This window comes from Solemya velum gill symbiont (assembly GCF_002020255.1).
Lineage (GTDB): Bacteria > Pseudomonadota > Gammaproteobacteria > Chromatiales > Chromatiaceae.
Genome location: NZ_MPQG01000013.1, coordinates 60,443 through 78,117, shown reverse-complemented (window position 1 = coordinate 78,117; position 17,675 = coordinate 60,443). Strand labels below are relative to the sequence as shown.

Genomic DNA, 17,675 nt, shown 5'->3' with positions numbered 1-17,675 from the left:
TTCTGGACGATCTCTTCCGGTTTGTGTCGCTTGATTCCCATTTTTGGTCCTCCGTTTTTCTCATCATAAGGGTGGACCAACTTATTGGGGGAGGATCATATAACATACTGGTTGTAGAGGATACTATCCTGCTGGCACAGCATTATGCTGCTGTGTTGGAGGCGGCGGGGATGCAGGTAGAGATCGTCAGCGACCCTATGCAATTACTGGATGTACTACCAGAGTTCAACCCGGATTTGATCTTGATGGATATCTACATGCCGGGCTGCACCGGGGTAGAGGCCTCCCAGATAATTCGGCAGCACATAGCCTATTGCAATCTGCCAATCGTGTACCTGTCTACAGAGAGCGCTCTCGAGCGGCAACTGGAGGCGTTGCGCGTCGGCGGAGATGATTTTTTGCATAAAACCATTAGCGATGAACATTTGGTTGAGGCGATACGTATTCGCGCAAAACGTTTTCGTGCGCTGGCCATGCTAATGAACCGGGACGGTCTGACCGGCTTGTTTAATCACATTAATCTGAAGCTGCTCCTGGAGCGGGAAATATCACAGACTTTAAGACGGGACAGTCCGCTCAGTTTTGTTATGCTGGATATCGATCATTTCAAGTTAGTGAACGATCAATATGGCCATCCGGTCGGTGACCAGGTGATCAAGAGTCTGGCACGCCTGCTCAGCCAGCGACTACGCAGTGGAGATATCGCGGCGCGCTATGGGGGTGAAGAGTTTGCCGTCATTCTGCCAGATACCCCGGCAGAAGCAGCCAAGACATTGATTGACGGTCTACGGCAAGAGTTCGCTAAAGTATCTTATGTTCATGAGGACGGTGAATTTACCTCAACTTTCAGTGCAGGTATCTCGACTAGCCCACCGCATCAGGAAATGGAGTCACTAATCGCCGCTGCTGATGGTGCGCTATATCAGGCCAAGCATAACGGGCGTAATCGTGTCGACCTAGAATCGAACACGGACTGATAATCCTCTCGCTTATAGCAGGCTGATGTCGCGTCGATTAGTTGAGTTGGCACCAAAAACAGAAAGAGGGACCTTCATATACTGCAAAGAAAGGCGTTGCCCCTCACCACCATAAAAAACGGCCCATGGATCCCCATAAGCCGTAGATATGAAATGTAAAAAGTGGTGAACCGCCAGGGGCTTGAACTCCGAACCAAAGGATTATCCGAGTTGGGTTACGATCTCAGAAGGTTCAAGACGCAGCGTATAATCACTATTGACGAAGCTATATTGAATCACGCCATCCTGCCCAATGATGAAGGTGGCAGGAACAGGAAGCTTGAAACTGTTATCGCCATTGTATGCAGGTATGTCGATACCAATTTTTTCATAAATTGGTCTCAATGCCTGTGGGAGTTCAAAAACCAATCCCATAGATTCCGCTACCTTGTTTCCGTCATCACTCAAAATGTCGATATCTATCTCATGACGGAGGGCCGTCTCTGCCGCTTTACCAGTTGTCTCTGGTGTGAGTCCGACAAGGCGGGCGCCTTTTGCTTCGATTTCACTCAATACATCATGCAGCGCTTTCATTTCCAAGTTGCAGTAGGGGCACCATCCACCACGATAAATATTGAGTACCACTCTTGATTCTGAGAGGTAGTCAGAAAGGCGTCTTGATTTGCCATGCTGGTTGGGCAGCTCAAAATCTGGCATTCGGTCACCTTTCTTCAGCGCTCCTGCTTCGATTCCCGAGTTCTTCAGGTCTTCGGTGCATTGAGTCATTGTTGCGAGTATCTCAGCCGGTACTTTCTCGGCTTTTGCTGCGTTGTAGGCATCGATCTCTTTTTTTAGTGAATCCATTGGAAAATCCTGATTGTTGTGTCTGATTGGATGAGATTCTAGCCATTATTGAACGAACGTTCAAGTAAATAATTGAACGAGGATTCAAATATTATATAATGTGGTTCAATATTCAAATATTTTGGGTGCAGGAGTTTAAAAGGGGAGAGATGGGCAGACCGGCACAATATCAACGAGACGAGGTTCTTGAAAAGGCGATGGAAGCCTTTTGGGACGGTGGCTATACTGCAACCAGTATGGCCCAGCTTGTGAAAGCGACCAATCTCAAGCCTGGCAGCCTCTATTCCGCATTTAAATCCAAAGAAGATCTTTTCTTCGCTGTTCTTGATTACTATGCAGAGCACAACAATCTCAGATTTAAAGAGGCATTGAGCGAGAATGAATCACCGCTTGATGCGATCCGTAGTTTTTTCAATTTGTTTGCGAACATGATTACAGATCCCGAATCAAGGCGGGGGTGTCTTCTCATCAATACAATACTCGAGTTGGCACGTAAAGATGATGATGTGCGGGAGCGGGTAACGAAATATCTTGATGCCAACGAAGAGCTCTTCCGTCAGGCACTCGTCTCTGCACAGGAAAAAGGTGAATTGTCATCCGACAGGGATCCGGGCGCAATTGCTGCATTCCTGATGACCAATATCTGGGGATTGCGTGTCTTGGCGGGAACAGCACCTGAAAAGGAGCGCACTCAAGCGATAGTCGACCAACTACTTATGATTCTCGACTGATCGTAAGTGGATGAGGAGGTAGATGAGGTCTTTGATAGTGGGATAGGCGGGGCCAGAGGAGGAGATTTGAATGTGAGTGCATCACCACCCCACCAAGGGACTCCCCAAAATCCATAGTCCCTTGGTCCCGCACAAAAAAACGGCCCATGATTTCTCATAAGCCGTTGATTCTATGTCAAATAAAGTGGTGGGCCGTCAGGGACTTGAACCCCGGACCAAAGGATTATGAGTTCCTACTCTCCGGTGCTTCATAACACGATTTAATATAACGTAGATTATGCTGGTGCGAGCCGGACCCGACGGAGGAGGGCGCATAATCATGCGTTATGTTCAGTCGTGTTGTCCTCTGCACCTCGATCTTCGCACTGAGTACCTAGTGCTGAGTACGAAGTACTTGGCGCTAGGTTTGTGGCATCTGGAACTAGGCTCCAGACTCGAAGTTTCATTTTCGTGGGGCCCAGTAGAGGCCAGAGCAAAAACGAAATTGATCCTGAAATACACGAATCCAGTTAGGGGATTGTTTTACTGGCTACCCCGTCAGGAAACATTAGGATGGTGAAGGTCGGAAAATTTTTTAAAAATTTTGCCGGCAGGCGAGGATCTTGTGTGCCGGAAAATGTGCAGAATTGTTACTCGATTAGCCTCAGTGTGACTCAGTTAGGCTGTTTTTGACGATGGACGGGCGTCGTAACTGATTGATAGTTAATGTTTTGTTATTTGAACTGTGCCGCTACGAACCAGGCGGTCGGAGGTTCGAATCCTTCCGGGCGCGCCATATAAGTCAAAGGGTTAGCTGATTTCTCTCGGTTAACCCTTTTTTCATTTCCGACAATTTTCCGACAAAAGTACCGCATTGTAATGCACCATCCGACATCTAACGGTGTTCGACAAGCGCCGAAGGCGCGCAGCATGAGCGCAGCGAATCATCCTTCCGGGGGCGCCCTGGTTTGCGTTTCCAGCTTATAATGCGTTTCATACAGCATCCTGCCAGGCTCGATTGATAATCGCGCCGGGACAGGAGTTTTAACCAGCCAAACTTTTGAGCATGACTGTGAAAAGATATCAAAGAGATGAATGAGCACGCTGGTAATGCAGATACCGAGCTACCTACTGGAACAAAGAAAGTACTTTTTGTTTCAGGTTTGTGTGCAGAACCTGTTAACGGCTGCAACACAAGGGCCTTCTGGACTATACGCTCACTATGTGAGTCAGGGCACGCGGTTACTCATGCTCATATGCGCGAAAGAACCAATACGCCAAAGATCGATGCGCTGTCTGATGAGTTCACATCTTTCAGATGTTGTCACCTGAAGGATTTACAGCATTCTGATTTCGATATTATCTGGATTTCCTGTTTATGGGCTGTAGAGGTAATTCAGATTGCTTTGAATTTTGTTAACAAAGTACGCGCAACAAACAAGAATATAAAAATAATTACCGATCTTTCTGATGTTCTGGCTGATGACTACGAGTTCAGATTTCCTCCTCAAGATCCCAAACACAAGCGGGTAGCGCATCTCGAATCTACTCTCCTGCGTATTGCTGACGTGGCCATATGGGTTAGTGAAAAAGAACGAATAAAAGGACTCGACAGGTATCAACTCGATCCGGAAAAAACGATGGTGATACCCTCATATCACCCTTTCCATCCTGAACTGGCATCCAGGGGCTTCAGCCAGCGATGGCAGCACATCTGCATTGCGGGAACAACCCATGAGCACAATATCCGCGCACTGGGGGTGGGGTTAAACAGAATTTGGCCGCGGATCCTGTCACATCTGCCAACATCCGAGATACACCTGTTTGGCAATGGAACGGAAAAGATCAATATCGAGCCCGGGCAGATAAAAAACCTGAAGATACTTGGGCGTGTGAATGATTTTCAGGAACAGTTATCTAACTATCGTGTTCATTTGATACCAACTGTTTCTGGCGTGGGTGTGAAGACAAAGCTCCTGGACAGTTTGGCTGTTGGTACTCCCGTGGCAGGGACATTAAAAAGTATTGAAGGAATTGCTTTTGCATCAAATCAAGCAGCATTTGCATCAAGCTCGCTTGATGAAATAGCAAATCGCTGCATAAGGCTGCTGAGTGATCAGAGTGCCTGGGAAGAAGCCAATGCGGAGGCGGTTTCCGTCGCCAGTCATTATGCTGACCCGGCTCTGTTTCACGGTAAGATCAATTCTGCTCTAGTTCGAATAGGAATTGCCTGAAATATAGTAGCAGCGTGCATGAAGAAACATCTCAGCCACACAGATATCGTCATCCCGGCAAATCTATGCAACATTGTGCTGCACCTGGTCTATTTTTCTTTGAGACGTGCCTGCCAGTAAGCGACCTTGTCCTCATTTCCCAGTTTGGTATAGACATCGATCAGTCCCTTCATTGCTCTGTACTTGGTCCGTTTATTCTGATCGACAGCGTGTGTGTACCATTCGATTGCCTTGTTGATGTCTTTTTCGACACCTTCGCCATTACTGTACATACGTCCAAGGGCAATTTGGGCAACGGTGATGTTGTGCTTGGCCGCTTCGGTGTACCAGTAAAAGGCTTTTTCCTTGTCTACTTCCAGGCCCTCGCCATTGTCATAGATACGGGCCAACCGGATTTTTGCCCTGCGGCAATTGTTTGCTGCAGCCTTTAGCATCCATTCTAGGCCGAGATCACGATTTTCCAGCACGACCTCACCGCTAAATAGCTGGTAACCGTAATAGAACTGGGCAACTCGATGCCCCTGTTGTGCCGCTTTTTCAAACCAGGGAAAAGCTCCAGCACGGTCTTTTGGTATTTCTGCTGCACCATCGTAATAGATCATGCCTACGCGGTTTTGGGCGGCAGCGTATCCCTGCTTGGCAGACTTCAGGAACCAGTCAAGAGCCTCGCTGGCATTGGCTTTCATCCCATCTCCTTTCAGGTACATCTTGCCGAGGACGTACTGGGCTTCCGGGTCACCAAGTTCTGCGTTCTTGACGATGTCACCAGTTGCATTCTGTGCAAGAGAAGATGAAAAAAAGAGAAGCAGAATAGCTGTAAAAATAGTTCTTTGAAGGTGCATGGTGAGTTTCTTGTGGGTCAATCTGTAGTCGATACCAAATAATCTGTACGTTCCGCTCCATTGCGCGGGCTGTATGCATGTTAGTTCATCACCAGAGCGTGATCCAGTGTAATAGTTGATTTTGGCGCAGTGTGCCTGTAGATTCAGGATAAGTAAAAGGCAAACCTTTCGAAAGAGGGGGACGCAAAGCCACCGGCCTGACTGACATTTATTTGTTGAAGGTAGCGGGGTTGCACAACTATCAGCATGGTCATGCTGATATCTATAGCGTCTTCCTCTCTTTTGTACGACTGGTAATACCTATCCATTGAGAGGGGATGATATTTGTGGAAAAGACCCATCAAAACACAGTTATAAGTAATCGCCCCACACCTTGTTTCTGATGCCATTATTTGCGCTTGTCATATCTTATGGTGGAGGAAGTGGTGGTACGGCTGCACCGCATGGTTAATGCTCGCACCTGCAAATGATGTGCAAGAGGTACAGACAGCCCTTACGCAGGCCGCCATCCCGACCCCCGTTATTTGGTTATATTCTCCAAAGTCTCCTCGATAGCATGCACAATAGTTTCTGTTTTTTGTCTGTCCAGCGCATCCGGGTGAGGTGGGGCAAACTGCCCCGAGTCGTTGTCGAAATACTGCCCGGAAGCCGATGCAAATTCATCTTCCAGTGCTGCACGGACAAGTATGTCAGCACCAATACGGATGTCATTCCCTGCCATGCCAAAGCCTTCTTTTACCATTTTAGTGGCGAGCAGTGAGCCTGGGTTAACAGCAATAATGACCGGGCCATCATCATCGAGTGATTGCGCCATACTGCGGGACCACATGGTAATCGCAAGTTTGCTTTGTGCATATGCGGCCAGGTCGTCGGGCAACCTGGTTCGCCCCGCCATCACCTCGAGATCGACCGGTGATTGCGCAGCAGATGAGAGATTGATCACACGTGCGGATGGTCCGAGCAGAGGCATAAGCCTTTTTGTTAGCAAGTAGGGGGCAAACGTATTCACTACAAAGCGCACATCTAGGCCATCTTGCGAAATGGGGTGATCTGTTTTCAAGACACCAGCGTTGTTGATTAATACATCAAGTTTTGTGTGCTTCTCTGTGACAGCCTGTGCAAGTCTCTCGACATCTGCCATGTTGGACAGATCTGCAACATAGCTTTCAAAGCTTCCATTACCGTTTAATCCGGAGAGAGTATTTTCCAACTCTTTCAGCTTGTCCGGATTGCGTCCGTGCAGCAACAGATGATGGCCTTGTGAGACCAGTGTCTTAGCTGTTTCCAAGCCGATGCCGTCGGTTGCACCGGTAAGTAGTATGGTTATCTGTATCAACTGAATCCTTCCAGAACGATTTTCCCGATTGATTTGCCACTCTCGATATCACGGTGGGCCCTGCGCAGGTTATCCGCACAGATGGTGCCATAGTGTGCTCCCAGGGTGGTTCGGATGTTTCCTGCATCAATCAGTTCGGCAACGCGGTTCAGCATGTCTCCCTGCTTGCCCATGTCATCAGTCTGAAACATTGAGCGAGTAAACATCAGTTCCCAATGCAGAGAGATTGATTTCAGTTTCAGCTTGATGACATCCAGCATTGATGCCGGATCATCAATTAGTGCAAATTTCCCTTGGGGCGCGATGATTTCAACTAACGGCTCGAAGTGCTGATCTGTATGGTTGAGGCAGGCGACATGGGTAACGTCGTTCACGCCTATACGTTTGAGTTCTTCGCTAAAACTCTTGCTGTGATTAATGACATGATCGGCACCCAGGTCCATTATCCACTTTTCACTTTCGGGGCGCGATGCAGTACCGATAACAGTGGCGTCTGTCAGCTGGGCTGCAAGTTGCACCATGATCGATCCAACGCCTCCTGCAGCACCGACGATGAGCAATCTCTCCTGTTCTGCTTCATTTTCGGAAGCCTCTTTTAAACCGAGTCGGTCAAACAGCAGTTCCAACGCCGTAACCGAGGTGAGTGGAATTGCAGCAGCTTCTGCATCACTTAATGATTCTGGCGCCTTGCCGACAATTCTCTCATCGACCAAATGGTACTCTGCATTGGTTCCATCCCGGGTGACATCGCCAGCGTACCAGACGCGGTCGCCCTTCTTGAAAGCAGAGACCTCGTCGCCAATGGCTATCACTTCACCGACAGCATCCCAACCCAGAATTTTGTAACTGCCTTCTTCCGGAGCAGCTCGCTTTCTGACTTTCGCATCGACCGGGTTCACAGAAATGGCACTGACCCTGACGAGAAGGTCGTGTCCATGGGCTTCAGGACGAGGAAGTTCTATATCGATAAGTGAATCCGGATTCTCAATATCCAGTGATTCTGTGTATCCGACTGCTTTCATTGCGTTTCCCCCATAGAATTATTATTGATGAATCGGTTTTTCGTATTACATCATTTCTCATACAGGAGACGATCTCAACCCCGATTTGAGTGTTGAGATAGAGATAGAAGCTGAAAACTATGTAAACAAAGGAATTATTACCCCTGGATCAGATGAGATAATCACCTTCTTCCAGGTGACAGGTTGACATGAAGCAAGTCGCGAGGCCTCTCCACATGACTATTTAGCCATGTGGAGAGTAGCAATTGGTCATGTGCTGTGGTGGCTATACGGCCACCTGATCTATGGTCGTCGTCTCGCGCAATGGGTTGCCTGATGTTCAGCATGCTCTTCACGTGAGATGACTTTGTCACCGTTCAGATCAATATCCTCATAGGATGGTGCCTGTGCGGCACGACGCAACATCCTGCCTTGTGCAGCCCTGGCGGCCATACGCTCACCACGAACAGAGTAAAACTCTTGCTCACTGATTGCTCCGTTTCCATCCCTGTCGAAACTCTCAAATGGAATCGGTCCTCTCATTGGGGTTTGTGCTGATTGCACATAGGGTACTGATGCAGTGCCAAGCAATAGCGCCAGACTGACAAATTTTGCTAAGCGTTTCATGTCAACTCTCCTGATACCACCGGTATCTGTATCTCTGTGACTATCAGTGTAGGGAAGCGAGATGAATTGAATCTGAATTTGGTGAGAAATAATCTGGTGAATTAACGTGGCAATGAAACAGTGACTTTCAGGCCTCCGAATTTCTCAGATCTGTTGAACTCGATGTTGCCATCGTAGAGATCGACAATGTCCTTGACGATCGCCAGTCCGAGGCCATGTCCCTCGGTTGACTCATCAAGTCTGACACCACGTTTGACCAGTTCATCAAGCCTGGAAGTGGAGAGACCTTCGCCATCATCCTCGATAGTGATCCTGTATATTGCATCATGATCGCCGACACTGCATTTCACAGTGCTTGCAGCCCATTTACAGGCGTTATCCAGCAGGTTGCCAATCAGTTCAAGCATGTCCTCACGATCACCAAACAGTGGTATGTCATTCTTAATGGAATACTCAATTGATAGATTTCTACCCGCATGAATCTGTCGCAATAAACCGATAAGGTCCGGTAGTTCCTGCTGCGAATCAAATTGCTGTCCGGCGACGCCTTTTCCTACCAGCCGGGCACGTTTGAGTTCCCGCTCCATCAGTTTTTCAATTCGTTCAAGTTGTTCTCTTGCCTGGGTATCCTGTTTCGAATGACTGCTTGATGGCTGATCGTCGAAATATTGTACGAGGAAACTCAATGGCCCCTTAAGTGCATGAGCAAGGTTGCCGAGTGCATTTCTTGAGCGGACGACGCGTCGAGACATTAATAACAGTAAATGATTAAATTCCTGAACCAGTGGGAGAACTTCCGAAGGCACATCTTCCGACAGGTTGCCCGTTTCACCATCAGCCAGACGCCTAATTTCTTCACGTACAGGCCCCAGTTTTTGAACCGCGCGTCTGACGACAACTCTCTGGATAGCCAGTAACCCGGCGAGTCCGGCAAGGGCAAGTATGGCAAAGTACATTTGAAAGTGATTTTGCTGTTCACTGATTGCAGTCAGGTCTTCGGCAATAGCAAGCGTGAAATTGACATTCTGTTTTCGAAATCCCTTAACCCAGACAAGTAGCTTCTGGTTTGATGGTCCATTGAGGTGCAAGCGCCTCGATTCCCCAATCGACAGGGTCGGTATTTCAAGTGTGCTATCCCAAAGCGATCGTGAATAGAGAGGGGCAGCGTTATTTTCAATGAGAATAATATAGTAGTGCCCTGAGTAGGGCTGGTTATAGACCTGGTTGAGTCTGCGCCAGCGTAAACGGGCGTCAGATCCACCTGAAAAATCTAGTGCAGCGATTAGGCTTTCACCATCATGTTGGAGGCGTGATGCGGCAAAATTTTCAGTCAAATTCCGTATGGCGAGGTTTCCGGTCATCCAGATGATTGCCATCAGAATAATCAGGCTGAGTGCCAGCCAGAAGTGAAGCTGTCGCTCCAGGGACTTCATTATCCGGCTCCCGGGAAGAGATAGCCTTGTCCGCGTTTTGTCACAATGTGCTCTTTTCCGATGGCCTCTCGCAGCCGTCGAATATAGACCTCGATGACGTTACTGTCACGATCAAAGTCCTGCTCATAGACATGCTCAGTCAGACGTGTTTTAGACAAGACCTTGTCCGGATTGAGCATGAAGTAACGTAGAAGCCGGAACTCCGTTCCTGTCAATCCTGTCGTTGTCCCATCCGATAAAATGACCTGCTGCTGCTCTTCATCCAGGGTAAGGTCCCCGCAAGTCAGCTCGTTTCCAGGCATGTCGTGGCTGCGGCGAATCAATGCCTGAACGCGTACGATCAACTCCTCTACATGGAAGGGTTTTCCGAGATAATCATCTGCACCTGCACGAAAACCTTCCACTCTTTCGTGCCAGGCATCTCGTGCCGTGAGGATCAAGACCGGTGTTTTGTTCTTCCTGTGACGCCAGCTTCCCAGAACATCGAGTCCGGACTTTATCGGCAGTCCGAGATCAAGAATGATGAGGTCATACTGAATTTCATCGCCCATAAATTCCGCATCGAGACCATCTTCCGCGAGGTCGACTGCAAAGCCATGCTGCTCAAGTTCTTTGAGCAGGAGGCCAGAGAGTAATTTGTCATCTTCTACCAGTAACAGGCGCATGACTCAATCTTCCAGTTCCATTTTCAGGATTTCGCCGCTTACTGCATCGACTTCCAGTTCACGAACCAGGCCTGAATCATCAAGGATCTCGATCTCATAGATGTAATGCCCATCTTCCCGTTCAAATTCAACCTCCAGAATTTTCCCTTCGACCCGGGTGCCCAGATGATCAAGAATCTGTTCAAGAGAGAGGATGGTTCCTGATTCAACCAGTTTCCTGGCATTGCCATAGTCCTCATCGGCCAGGCTGGTTTGAGTCATGCAAGCCAGGAAAATGGCCAGAATGAGTTGGTACACGCTCCCTGTCATCAGGATGCCGGTATCTTTAATCATCCCAGCGGCCGATTCCCTTGATATATATGTCATGTTCATTAAACCAGCCTTTTTCTGCATTTTGATGGCATGCACTGCATTCAGACAAGCTGCCAATCCCGGCACGTTTCAGAACCCACCGTGGAATTTCATTATGTTCATGCCTAAAGTATGGCAGATCAGTAATTCTTAACGGGATCATAGTGTCAGGGTAATCACTTCCATACTCAAAGGCACGAGAGCGTCTGTCGTTTGAGTTGCTAGCCGAATTTGCGACGAGAAATTCAGTAAGCTGTTGAGACACATCATCATCAAGCTGTGCGTTATCTCCGAAATGATCCTCCAGATTCCCCATCATTTTGCGCCAGGATGCAGATGGCAACAAGCCTGGCGGGTATGCCATGTGGCAACTGCCGCACTCTTCCTGGTATAGGGGATTGGGTTTAGACGTAACGCCAGTTGAGCGCATCATGTCTCTTTCCCAGTAACCACGACCTTCATAGCGGCCATCGTCGTCGCTGAATACTGTCTGTACGCCAACCAGTAAGGTACCGACCAGGGCCAATGCAGCTGTTGAGAATATAAATGTTTTCATTGGTTTACTCCTTCCAGTTTTCTACATAGGCGATAAAGTGACGTTTTTCTTCGGGTGTACATTCACGGCCCAGTGTCCATTTGCAATTGCGTTTGAACCACTTCTCGACTTTCTTCACATCGGTTAAACGCCCGGGTGTGATTGAAGGTGCCATCGGTTTTATTCGTTTCCCGGTACGCACGTGTTTTCCTTCCAGTCCAGGATTTTCACCATGACAGGCTGCACAACTGCGTGGCTTTTCCGAGTGAGTAAACTCCTGATTCCAGAGTTTTTCTCCAGCTGTTGATGCGCTGACGGTGTCAGCGTTACTTATTGTTTGCCCTGCGGTCACTGTCTGAATGAGCAAGAGTGGGATCAGGTAATATAAAATTGCTATCAATCTCATTTGTTTACATAGCCTCTGTGGAATTGGATGCACGTTTTCTTCCGGTAATCATCGACAACACAAGATTTTCCTTGTGTACCAGGCTTTCAAGGAAAACACCGCCGACATGCAGGATGACAAGTAACAGGGTGAAGTTTGCGAAGAATTCATGAATCTCTTCTGTTATTTCACTGAAAAACAGGGGGAAGCCAGACATTAAGCCGGCCAGCGGGCCAGCCTGTTCGGCAATCCCATAGACGACCAGCCCACTGACTGAGGTCAAAAGTAGTGATGCAATCAACATGAATATCATGGCGCCACCAGCCGGGTTGTGACCAAGATAGCGAGGTGCCCTGAATTTTCCTGTTTCAACCAGGAATTGATAAATTGTTGATGGGGAATAGATAAATTCAGAAAATTTTGCGTAATGGGTACCGATAAATCCCCAGATTATTCTCAAGGAGAGAAGACCGGTAACAACATAACCAGCCAGCGTGTGAATTGGCAAAATATCTTCTTCGGTCACATAGGCAAGTAAAAATGACAACACCAGGCCCCAGTGGAAAATTCTGACGAATGGATCCCATACTCGCACCGAACTGCTATTTTTCATTGATGATTCGCTCAAGATGTTCAAGTGAATCACATGGTAGGTCCGGAAGATGAAATGAAGCTGAAAGAGGCTGTAAAACAGTTCACTTGATGCCCACAATCAAGTATTACTGTGGGACACCGGTTGGTGTTTGAAAATCCGGAAAAGATTATCCAGCCTGCAAGTAATCTCGTGGACAGAATGGCACGTTCTACGCCTTGATCAATCAGGAGTAAAGCGCCTTATCTCCCCGCCTGGAATCACTACTGGTCGTAGTTTTTAATCACCTGCATATAATTACAGTGCTCAAGTGCTGCCGGGTTAATAGCGCAGGACTGGCTCAGGCTGCCTTTCATTTGCGTGACTGATGTGTACTCATTCTCTTCCATCCAGTCGATCAACTCCTGTTTGAGTTCCGCGAGAAATTCCGGCCCTTTTTGTATTAACACACTGCAAAGATGTGTGATGTCAGCACCAACAAGCAGGGCCTTGATGATCTCTTCTGAACGGTGCATACCACCGGTGGCTGCAATCGATAACTCCACGTGACTGCGAATCAGTGCAATCCAGCGAATCCTTACCAGTGACTCCATCGGGTTGGAGAGTTCCAGGCGGGGATTAATACGAAGTGTCTCAAGATCAATGTCCGGTTGATAAAATCGGTTGAACAGGGAGACGCCATGCGCTCCCGCCTGTTGCAGCTTGAGTACCATGTTGGTCACTGAAGAGAATTGCGGTGAGAGTTTCATCGTGACGGGTATGGTTACCTGGTCACGCAAATCCGCCAGAAGCTGCACGTAGCGGTATTCCACTTCTTCACCGCTGATGTCAGGATTTGCTGCAATGTAATAGACGTTGAGCTCAAGCGCATCAGCTCCGGCTTGCTGTAACTCCTTTCCGGTGTCTATCCAGCCATTTGTAGAGATGCCGTTGAGGCTGGCGATTACAGGAATGGAGAGAGCTGATTTGAACTCCTGAATGCGTTCAAGGTAGTTGTCCAGTTCGCTGGTGTAATCATCTGGAATGGGCTGATAGGAGTCAGCTTCCGCATGTCCCATCGATTGTGAAAAGACAAAACGTTCCAGCTGTTTCTGCTCATGCTCTATTGCTTCTTCAAAGAGTGAAGGCAGTACCAGTGCCGAAGCACCTGCATCCTCAAGTTTTTTTGCAGAGTCGAGTTCACCTGTCAGGGGTGATGAAGAAGGAACCAGTGGATTGTCCAGTTTGAGTCCAAGATACTCTGTGCTCAGATCGATCATGATGATTGCTCCTTCGTTTTTTCTGCTTCTGCTTTGAGTTTTCTGTGGGGAGGTTCCACGTCGCCTGTCTCATCCCATTCGAGGCTCGCAAGCTGTTCGTAGTAGTGATAGCGGCGCTTGACCTCTTCCTGTGACTGCTCAAGAAACTTCTCTGCTTCCTCCGGGTGTGTACGCCACAGCATGCTGAATCGAATCTCTGTTTCGATAAAATCCCGGTAGGGGATTGATGGGGGCTTGGAGTCCAGGCGCAGCGGATTGTTTCCTGCAGCGGCCTGTTGCGGGTTGTAGCGAAACAGTGGCCAGTGACCGCTGTTGACCGCGAGTTTCTGTTGCTGATGGTTGTTCTTCAGGTCAATGCCGTGTGCAATACAGGGAGAGTAGGCAATGATCAGTGAAGGACCCGGGTAGGCTTCCGCTTCGTTGAATGCATGGATGGTTTGAATGTCCTTGGCGCCGTAGGCGACACGGGCAATGTAGACGTGTTCATAATCCATCGCCAGCAGGGCAAGGTCCTTCTTGGTTGAAGCCCTGCCGCCTGCTGAAAACTTGGCGACTGCACCGCGTGGTGTTGCCTTGGATGTCTGCCCGCCGGTGTTGGAATAGACCTCGGTATCGAGTACCAGGATATTGACATCCATACCTGTTGCCAGCACGTGATCGAGTCCACCGTAGCCAATATCATATGCCCAGCCGTCGCCACCCATGATCCATACACTTTTACGGGCAAGATTTTCTGCGACACTCTCAAGGTCATGTGCAGCTGGTGAATCCATCTGTTTTAGCTTGTCACGCAACGCATCGATGCGCTCACGCTGCTGTTTAATGCCGCTTTCGGATGATTCATCGGCATCAAGCAGCTGCTCGACCAGTTCATCACCAATATCCGATTTCATCTCATTCAGGAGTTCGCGTGCATACTCCTTCTGCTTGTCAATCGCCAGTCGCATGCCAAGGCCGAACTCTGCGTTGTCTTCGAAGAGTGAGTTCGACCAGGCGGTACCGCGGCCTTCGCTGTTTGTTGTCCAGGGTGTTGTTGGCAGGTTGCCGCCATAGATGGATGAGCAGCCGGTCGCATTGGCAACTAGCATGCGGTCACCAAACAGCTGGCTTGCCAGTTTCACATAAGGTGTTTCACCACAGCCGACACAGGCGCCGGAGAATTCGAATAACGGCTGTAGTATCTGTGAACCCTTGATGGTATTTGTTTTGATCATGGTGCGATCATATTCCGGCAGGGTGAGGAAATAGTCCCAGTTGACTCTCTCCTGTTCGCGCAGCTCGGCGGTGTAGGGCACCATGTTAATCGCCTTGTGACTGGCATTGGCTTTGTCATGGATCGGACAAATTTCGACACACAATCCACACCCGGTACAGTCCTCGGGTGCAACCTGGTAAGTCATGTGCATTTCAGTGGCGAAGTCCTTGCCCTTGATTGGCATGGACTTAAAGCTTTGTGGTGCCTTGTCTAACAACTTTTCATCAAAGACCTTGCTGCGAATGACACCATGCGGGCAAACAAGCGGGCATTTGCCGCACTGGCTGCAGAGGTTTTCATCCAGAACCGGAATCTCATGTGCGATATTGCGCTTTTCAAAGGCCGCTGTCCCAAGAGGGTAGGTGCCGTCAACCGGGAACTGGCTGACCGGGATCTGGTCACCGCGTCCAGCGATGATTTCTCCTGTAACTTGTTGGACAAACTCTGGTGCACTGTCAGGAACAGTTTCAACCAGCTCGAATGTGGCTTCTGTCTGATTGGGGGTATCGACTTCATGCAGGTTCGCAAGGGTCTCATCAATCGCTTTGAAGTTGACCTCGATAAGGCGCTTGCCCTTTCTGCCGTAGGTATTCTCAACGGCATCTTTAATCGCCTTGATTGCGACATCACCCGGCAATACACCTGAAATCGAGAAGAAGCAGGTCTGCATGATGGTGTTGATACGTTTGCCCATGCCGCTGATCTCGGCAATCTTGTAGGCATCAATACAAAACAATCGAATCTTCTTGTCGATAATTTGCTGCTGCATCTTCCCTGGCAGGCTCTGCCAGACCTCATCAGGAGGTAATGGCGTGTTCAGGAGGAAGACAGCATTGTTGGCTGCCTTGTCGAGCATCGGGTAGCGCGCGAGAAACACCGGCTGATGGCAGGCGACAAAATTGGCATCGCCTTCACCGATCAGGTAAGAGGATTGAATCGGTTTGTCACCAAAGCGGATATGCGAGACGGTAACTGCACCTGACTTCTTCGAGTCATATTCAAAATAGCCCTGCGCGTATTTTTCGGTAGTTTCTCCGATAATCTTGATGCTGTTCTTGTTGGCACTGACTGTGCCATCGCTGCCAAGACCGTAAAAAACAGCCTGGAACATCTCCTTGCAGGCATCGGTACGGTAGTTTTCATTCCATTCCAGGCTGGTGTGCGTGACATCGTCAAGAATGCCGATCGTGAATTGGTTTTTCGGTTGTGGTTTGCCCAGTTCATCAAATACTGCCTTGGCCATACCGGGGGTGAACTCCTTGGAGGAGAGGCCGTAACGCCCGCCGATGATCGTGGGCATCTGGCGGGCGTGGTGTTGCGCCAATGCCGTGACAATATCCTTGTAGAGTGGCTCTCCATCCGCTCCCGGTTCCTTGGTGCGATCAAGCACCGCGACGGACTGTGTTGTCGATGGTAGTGCATCGATCAAAGCAGTTGCATCGAAGGGGCGGTACAGGCGCACCTTGATCATGCCGACCTTCTCACCCTGTGCATTGAGGTAGTTAACCGTTTCCTCGGCCGTTTCAGCGCCAGAGCCCATCAGTACAATTACTTTCTCGGCATCGTCAGTACCAACATAGTCGAACAGGTGGTAAGCGCGGCCGGTGAGGGCGGCGAACTGATCCATGACTTTCTGTGTAATAGCAGGCATGGCCTGGTAATAGGTGTTGACGGTTTCACGTCCCTGGAAGTAGACATCCGGGTTTTGTGATGTTCCCCTGATCACGGGGTGCTCTGGTGACAGGGCGCGCTGACGATGCGCCATGATGTGTTCATGGTTGAGCAGTTGCCTGATGGCATCTTTATCAATGGCCTCGATTTTTGCGACTTCATGGGAAGTGCGGAAGCCATCAAAGAAATGCACGATCGGGATGCGCGATTCCAGTGTTGCAGCCTGTGCTATCAGGGCCATATCCATGGCTTCTTGCGGACAGCCAGATGCCAGGAAAGCAAATCCGGTCGAGCGTGCGGACATGACATCACTGTGGTCGCCAAAAATTGAGAGCGCATGGATTGCAAGTGAGCGTGCAGAGACGTGGATGACGGTAGGGGAGAGTTCACCGGCGATTTTGAACATGTTGGGGATCATCAGTAACAATCCCTGTGAGGCAGTAAAGGTGGTACTTAGTGCCCCGGTTTGGAGGGCGCCATGAATTGCACCGGCAGCACCTCCTTCACTCTGCATCTCGATAATGCGAGGTACGCTGCCCCATAAATTCTTCCTGTTGCGCGATGACCATTCATCAGCCCACTCCCCCATGGGTGAGGCTGGTGTTATCGGGTAAATTGCTATGACTTCATTGGTCAGGTGCGCAATTTCGGCAACAGCCTGGTTGCCATCGATAGTCATTGTTCTGGGTGTCTGCATTATTTTCTCCAACAACATCTGCATCGCGAATTTAAAGTAGGGCGATAGCGAGAACCTGGCAGGGTAGCTGGTAGTGAATCGCCCAACAAAATACCTTCAACATGATGTACATGCTTATAGCACATTATCATACGTACTGACTTCGAAGATCATTAAGCATCTACGAAACCTGGCCAGAAAATACCCGGGCTCTTCTGTGAGAGAGTAACTACCAGGCATAGTGTGGATATTTGCAATAAAACCAATTCCATTGCTGTGATAG

The 17,675-nt window shown here is 49.0% G+C and carries 16 protein-coding genes and 1 riboswitch; of the genes, 3 read left to right on the top strand and 13 right to left on the bottom strand.

What is annotated here, in order from left to right; all coding sequences use genetic code 11:
• Positions 1–977: GGDEF domain-containing response regulator (locus BOW06_RS09725; RefSeq protein WP_143556079.1), on the top strand; the 977-nt coding region annotated here is incomplete at its 5' end.
• A 201-nt stretch (positions 978–1,178) separates the two neighbouring features.
• Here the strand turns inward: BOW06_RS09725 and BOW06_RS09720 are convergent.
• On the bottom strand, positions 1,179–1,820 hold the full coding sequence (locus BOW06_RS09720) for a peroxiredoxin-like family protein (protein ID WP_043117220.1): 642 nt from the start codon (positions 1,818–1,820) through the stop codon (positions 1,179–1,181).
• 149 nt (positions 1,821–1,969) lie between these two features.
• Between BOW06_RS09720 and BOW06_RS09715 the strand changes: the two genes are divergently transcribed.
• Together BOW06_RS09715 and BOW06_RS09710 are read left to right on the top strand one after the other, a co-directional pair.
• Positions 1,970–2,551, top strand: coding sequence for a TetR/AcrR family transcriptional regulator (locus tag BOW06_RS09715; protein ID WP_043117218.1), 582 nt, complete (start codon positions 1,970–1,972; stop codon positions 2,549–2,551).
• Positions 2,552–3,621: 1,070 nt separating this feature from the next.
• A complete protein-coding gene (locus tag BOW06_RS09710; protein ID WP_078453181.1) occupies positions 3,622–4,764 on the top strand; it encodes a glycosyltransferase in 1,143 nt (380 codons plus the stop codon).
• 89 nt (positions 4,765–4,853) lie between these two features.
• Here the strand turns inward: BOW06_RS09710 and BOW06_RS09705 are convergent, their stop codons facing one another.
• The 12 genes from BOW06_RS09705 to nifJ all read right to left on the bottom strand — a co-directional run bounded on the left by BOW06_RS09705 (position 4,854) and on the right by nifJ (position 17,413).
• The gene (locus BOW06_RS09705) at positions 4,854–5,606 is read right to left on the bottom strand and encodes a tetratricopeptide repeat protein (protein WP_052132178.1); all 753 of its coding nucleotides are present in this window, start codon (positions 5,604–5,606) and stop codon (positions 4,854–4,856) included.
• Between the two features lie 148 nt (positions 5,607–5,754).
• Positions 5,755–5,844: riboswitch (cyclic di-GMP riboswitch) on the top strand.
• 282 nt (positions 5,845–6,126) lie between these two features.
• On the bottom strand, positions 6,127–6,939 hold the full coding sequence (locus BOW06_RS09700) for an SDR family NAD(P)-dependent oxidoreductase (RefSeq protein ID WP_043117867.1): 813 nt from the start codon (positions 6,937–6,939) through the stop codon (positions 6,127–6,129).
• On the bottom strand, positions 6,939–7,964 hold the full coding sequence (locus BOW06_RS09695; protein ID WP_043117212.1) for a zinc-binding alcohol dehydrogenase family protein: 1,026 nt from the start codon (positions 7,962–7,964) through the stop codon (positions 6,939–6,941). Before BOW06_RS09695 ends, BOW06_RS09700 begins: the two co-directional genes overlap by 1 nt.
• A 282-nt stretch (positions 7,965–8,246) precedes the next feature.
• Positions 8,247–8,570, bottom strand: a complete 324-nt coding sequence (locus BOW06_RS09690) for an EF-hand domain-containing protein (RefSeq protein ID WP_052132177.1) — start codon at positions 8,568–8,570, stop codon at positions 8,247–8,249.
• A 101-nt stretch (positions 8,571–8,671) separates the two neighbouring features.
• Complete coding sequence (locus tag BOW06_RS09685) at positions 8,672–10,003, bottom strand: sensor histidine kinase (protein ID WP_078454715.1); 1,332 nt, start codon at positions 10,001–10,003, stop codon at positions 8,672–8,674.
• The gene (locus BOW06_RS09680) at positions 10,003–10,668 is read right to left on the bottom strand and encodes a response regulator transcription factor (protein ID WP_043117209.1); all 666 of its coding nucleotides are present in this window, start codon (positions 10,666–10,668) and stop codon (positions 10,003–10,005) included. Before BOW06_RS09680 ends, BOW06_RS09685 begins: the two co-directional genes overlap by 1 nt.
• Before the next feature lie 3 nt (positions 10,669–10,671).
• Complete coding sequence (locus BOW06_RS09675) at positions 10,672–11,001, bottom strand: PepSY domain-containing protein (RefSeq protein ID WP_230208735.1); 330 nt, start codon at positions 10,999–11,001, stop codon at positions 10,672–10,674.
• Positions 10,994–11,575, bottom strand: a complete 582-nt coding sequence (locus BOW06_RS09670; RefSeq protein ID WP_043117208.1) for a diheme cytochrome c — start codon at positions 11,573–11,575, stop codon at positions 10,994–10,996. The genes BOW06_RS09675 and BOW06_RS09670 overlap by 8 nt, the downstream gene beginning before the upstream one ends.
• 4 nt (positions 11,576–11,579) lie before the next feature.
• Complete coding sequence (locus tag BOW06_RS09665) at positions 11,580–11,954, bottom strand: DUF1924 domain-containing protein (protein WP_370607993.1); 375 nt, start codon at positions 11,952–11,954, stop codon at positions 11,580–11,582.
• A 10-nt stretch (positions 11,955–11,964) separates the two neighbouring features.
• A complete protein-coding gene (locus tag BOW06_RS09660) occupies positions 11,965–12,552 on the bottom strand; it encodes a cytochrome b/b6 domain-containing protein (RefSeq protein ID WP_043117863.1) in 588 nt (195 codons plus the stop codon).
• A 242-nt stretch (positions 12,553–12,794) separates the two neighbouring features.
• The gene (locus BOW06_RS09655; RefSeq protein WP_043117205.1) at positions 12,795–13,790 is read right to left on the bottom strand and encodes a dihydroorotate dehydrogenase-like protein; all 996 of its coding nucleotides are present in this window, start codon (positions 13,788–13,790) and stop codon (positions 12,795–12,797) included.
• Entirely contained in the window at positions 13,787–17,413 is a 3,627-nt protein-coding gene (nifJ, locus tag BOW06_RS09650; RefSeq protein WP_078454717.1) for a pyruvate:ferredoxin (flavodoxin) oxidoreductase, read from the bottom strand. The genes BOW06_RS09655 and nifJ overlap by 4 nt, the downstream gene beginning before the upstream one ends.
• Positions 17,414–17,675: the final 262 nt, after the last annotated feature.

Bases quoted from the DNA above. Each gene is read 5' to 3' on its own strand.
- BOW06_RS09695 (WP_043117212.1), bottom strand. From the start codon at position 7,964: ATGAAAGCAGTCGGATACACAGAATCACTGGATATTGAGAATCCGGAT.
- BOW06_RS09685 (WP_078454715.1), bottom strand. From the start codon at position 10,003: ATGAAGTCCCTGGAGCGACAGCTTCACTTCTGGCTGGCACTCAGCCTG.
- BOW06_RS09690 (WP_052132177.1), bottom strand. From the start codon at position 8,570: ATGAAACGCTTAGCAAAATTTGTCAGTCTGGCGCTATTGCTTGGCACT.
- BOW06_RS09675 (WP_230208735.1), bottom strand. From the start codon at position 11,001: ATGATTAAAGATACCGGCATCCTGATGACAGGGAGCGTGTACCAACTC.
- BOW06_RS09720 (WP_043117220.1), bottom strand. From the start codon at position 1,820: ATGGATTCACTAAAAAAAGAGATCGATGCCTACAACGCAGCAAAAGCC.
- BOW06_RS09670 (WP_043117208.1), bottom strand. From the start codon at position 11,575: ATGAAAACATTTATATTCTCAACAGCTGCATTGGCCCTGGTCGGTACC.
- BOW06_RS09660 (WP_043117863.1), bottom strand. From the start codon at position 12,552: ATGAAAAATAGCAGTTCGGTGCGAGTATGGGATCCATTCGTCAGAATT.
- nifJ (WP_078454717.1), bottom strand. From the start codon at position 17,413: ATGCAGACACCCAGAACAATGACTATCGATGGCAACCAGGCTGTTGCC.
- BOW06_RS09655 (WP_043117205.1), bottom strand. From the start codon at position 13,790: ATGATCGATCTGAGCACAGAGTATCTTGGACTCAAACTGGACAATCCA.
- BOW06_RS09705 (WP_052132178.1), bottom strand. From the start codon at position 5,606: ATGCACCTTCAAAGAACTATTTTTACAGCTATTCTGCTTCTCTTTTTT.
- BOW06_RS09680 (WP_043117209.1), bottom strand. From the start codon at position 10,668: ATGCGCCTGTTACTGGTAGAAGATGACAAATTACTCTCTGGCCTCCTG.
- BOW06_RS09710 (WP_078453181.1), top strand. From the start codon at position 3,622: ATGAATGAGCACGCTGGTAATGCAGATACCGAGCTACCTACTGGAACA.
- BOW06_RS09715 (WP_043117218.1), top strand. From the start codon at position 1,970: ATGGGCAGACCGGCACAATATCAACGAGACGAGGTTCTTGAAAAGGCG.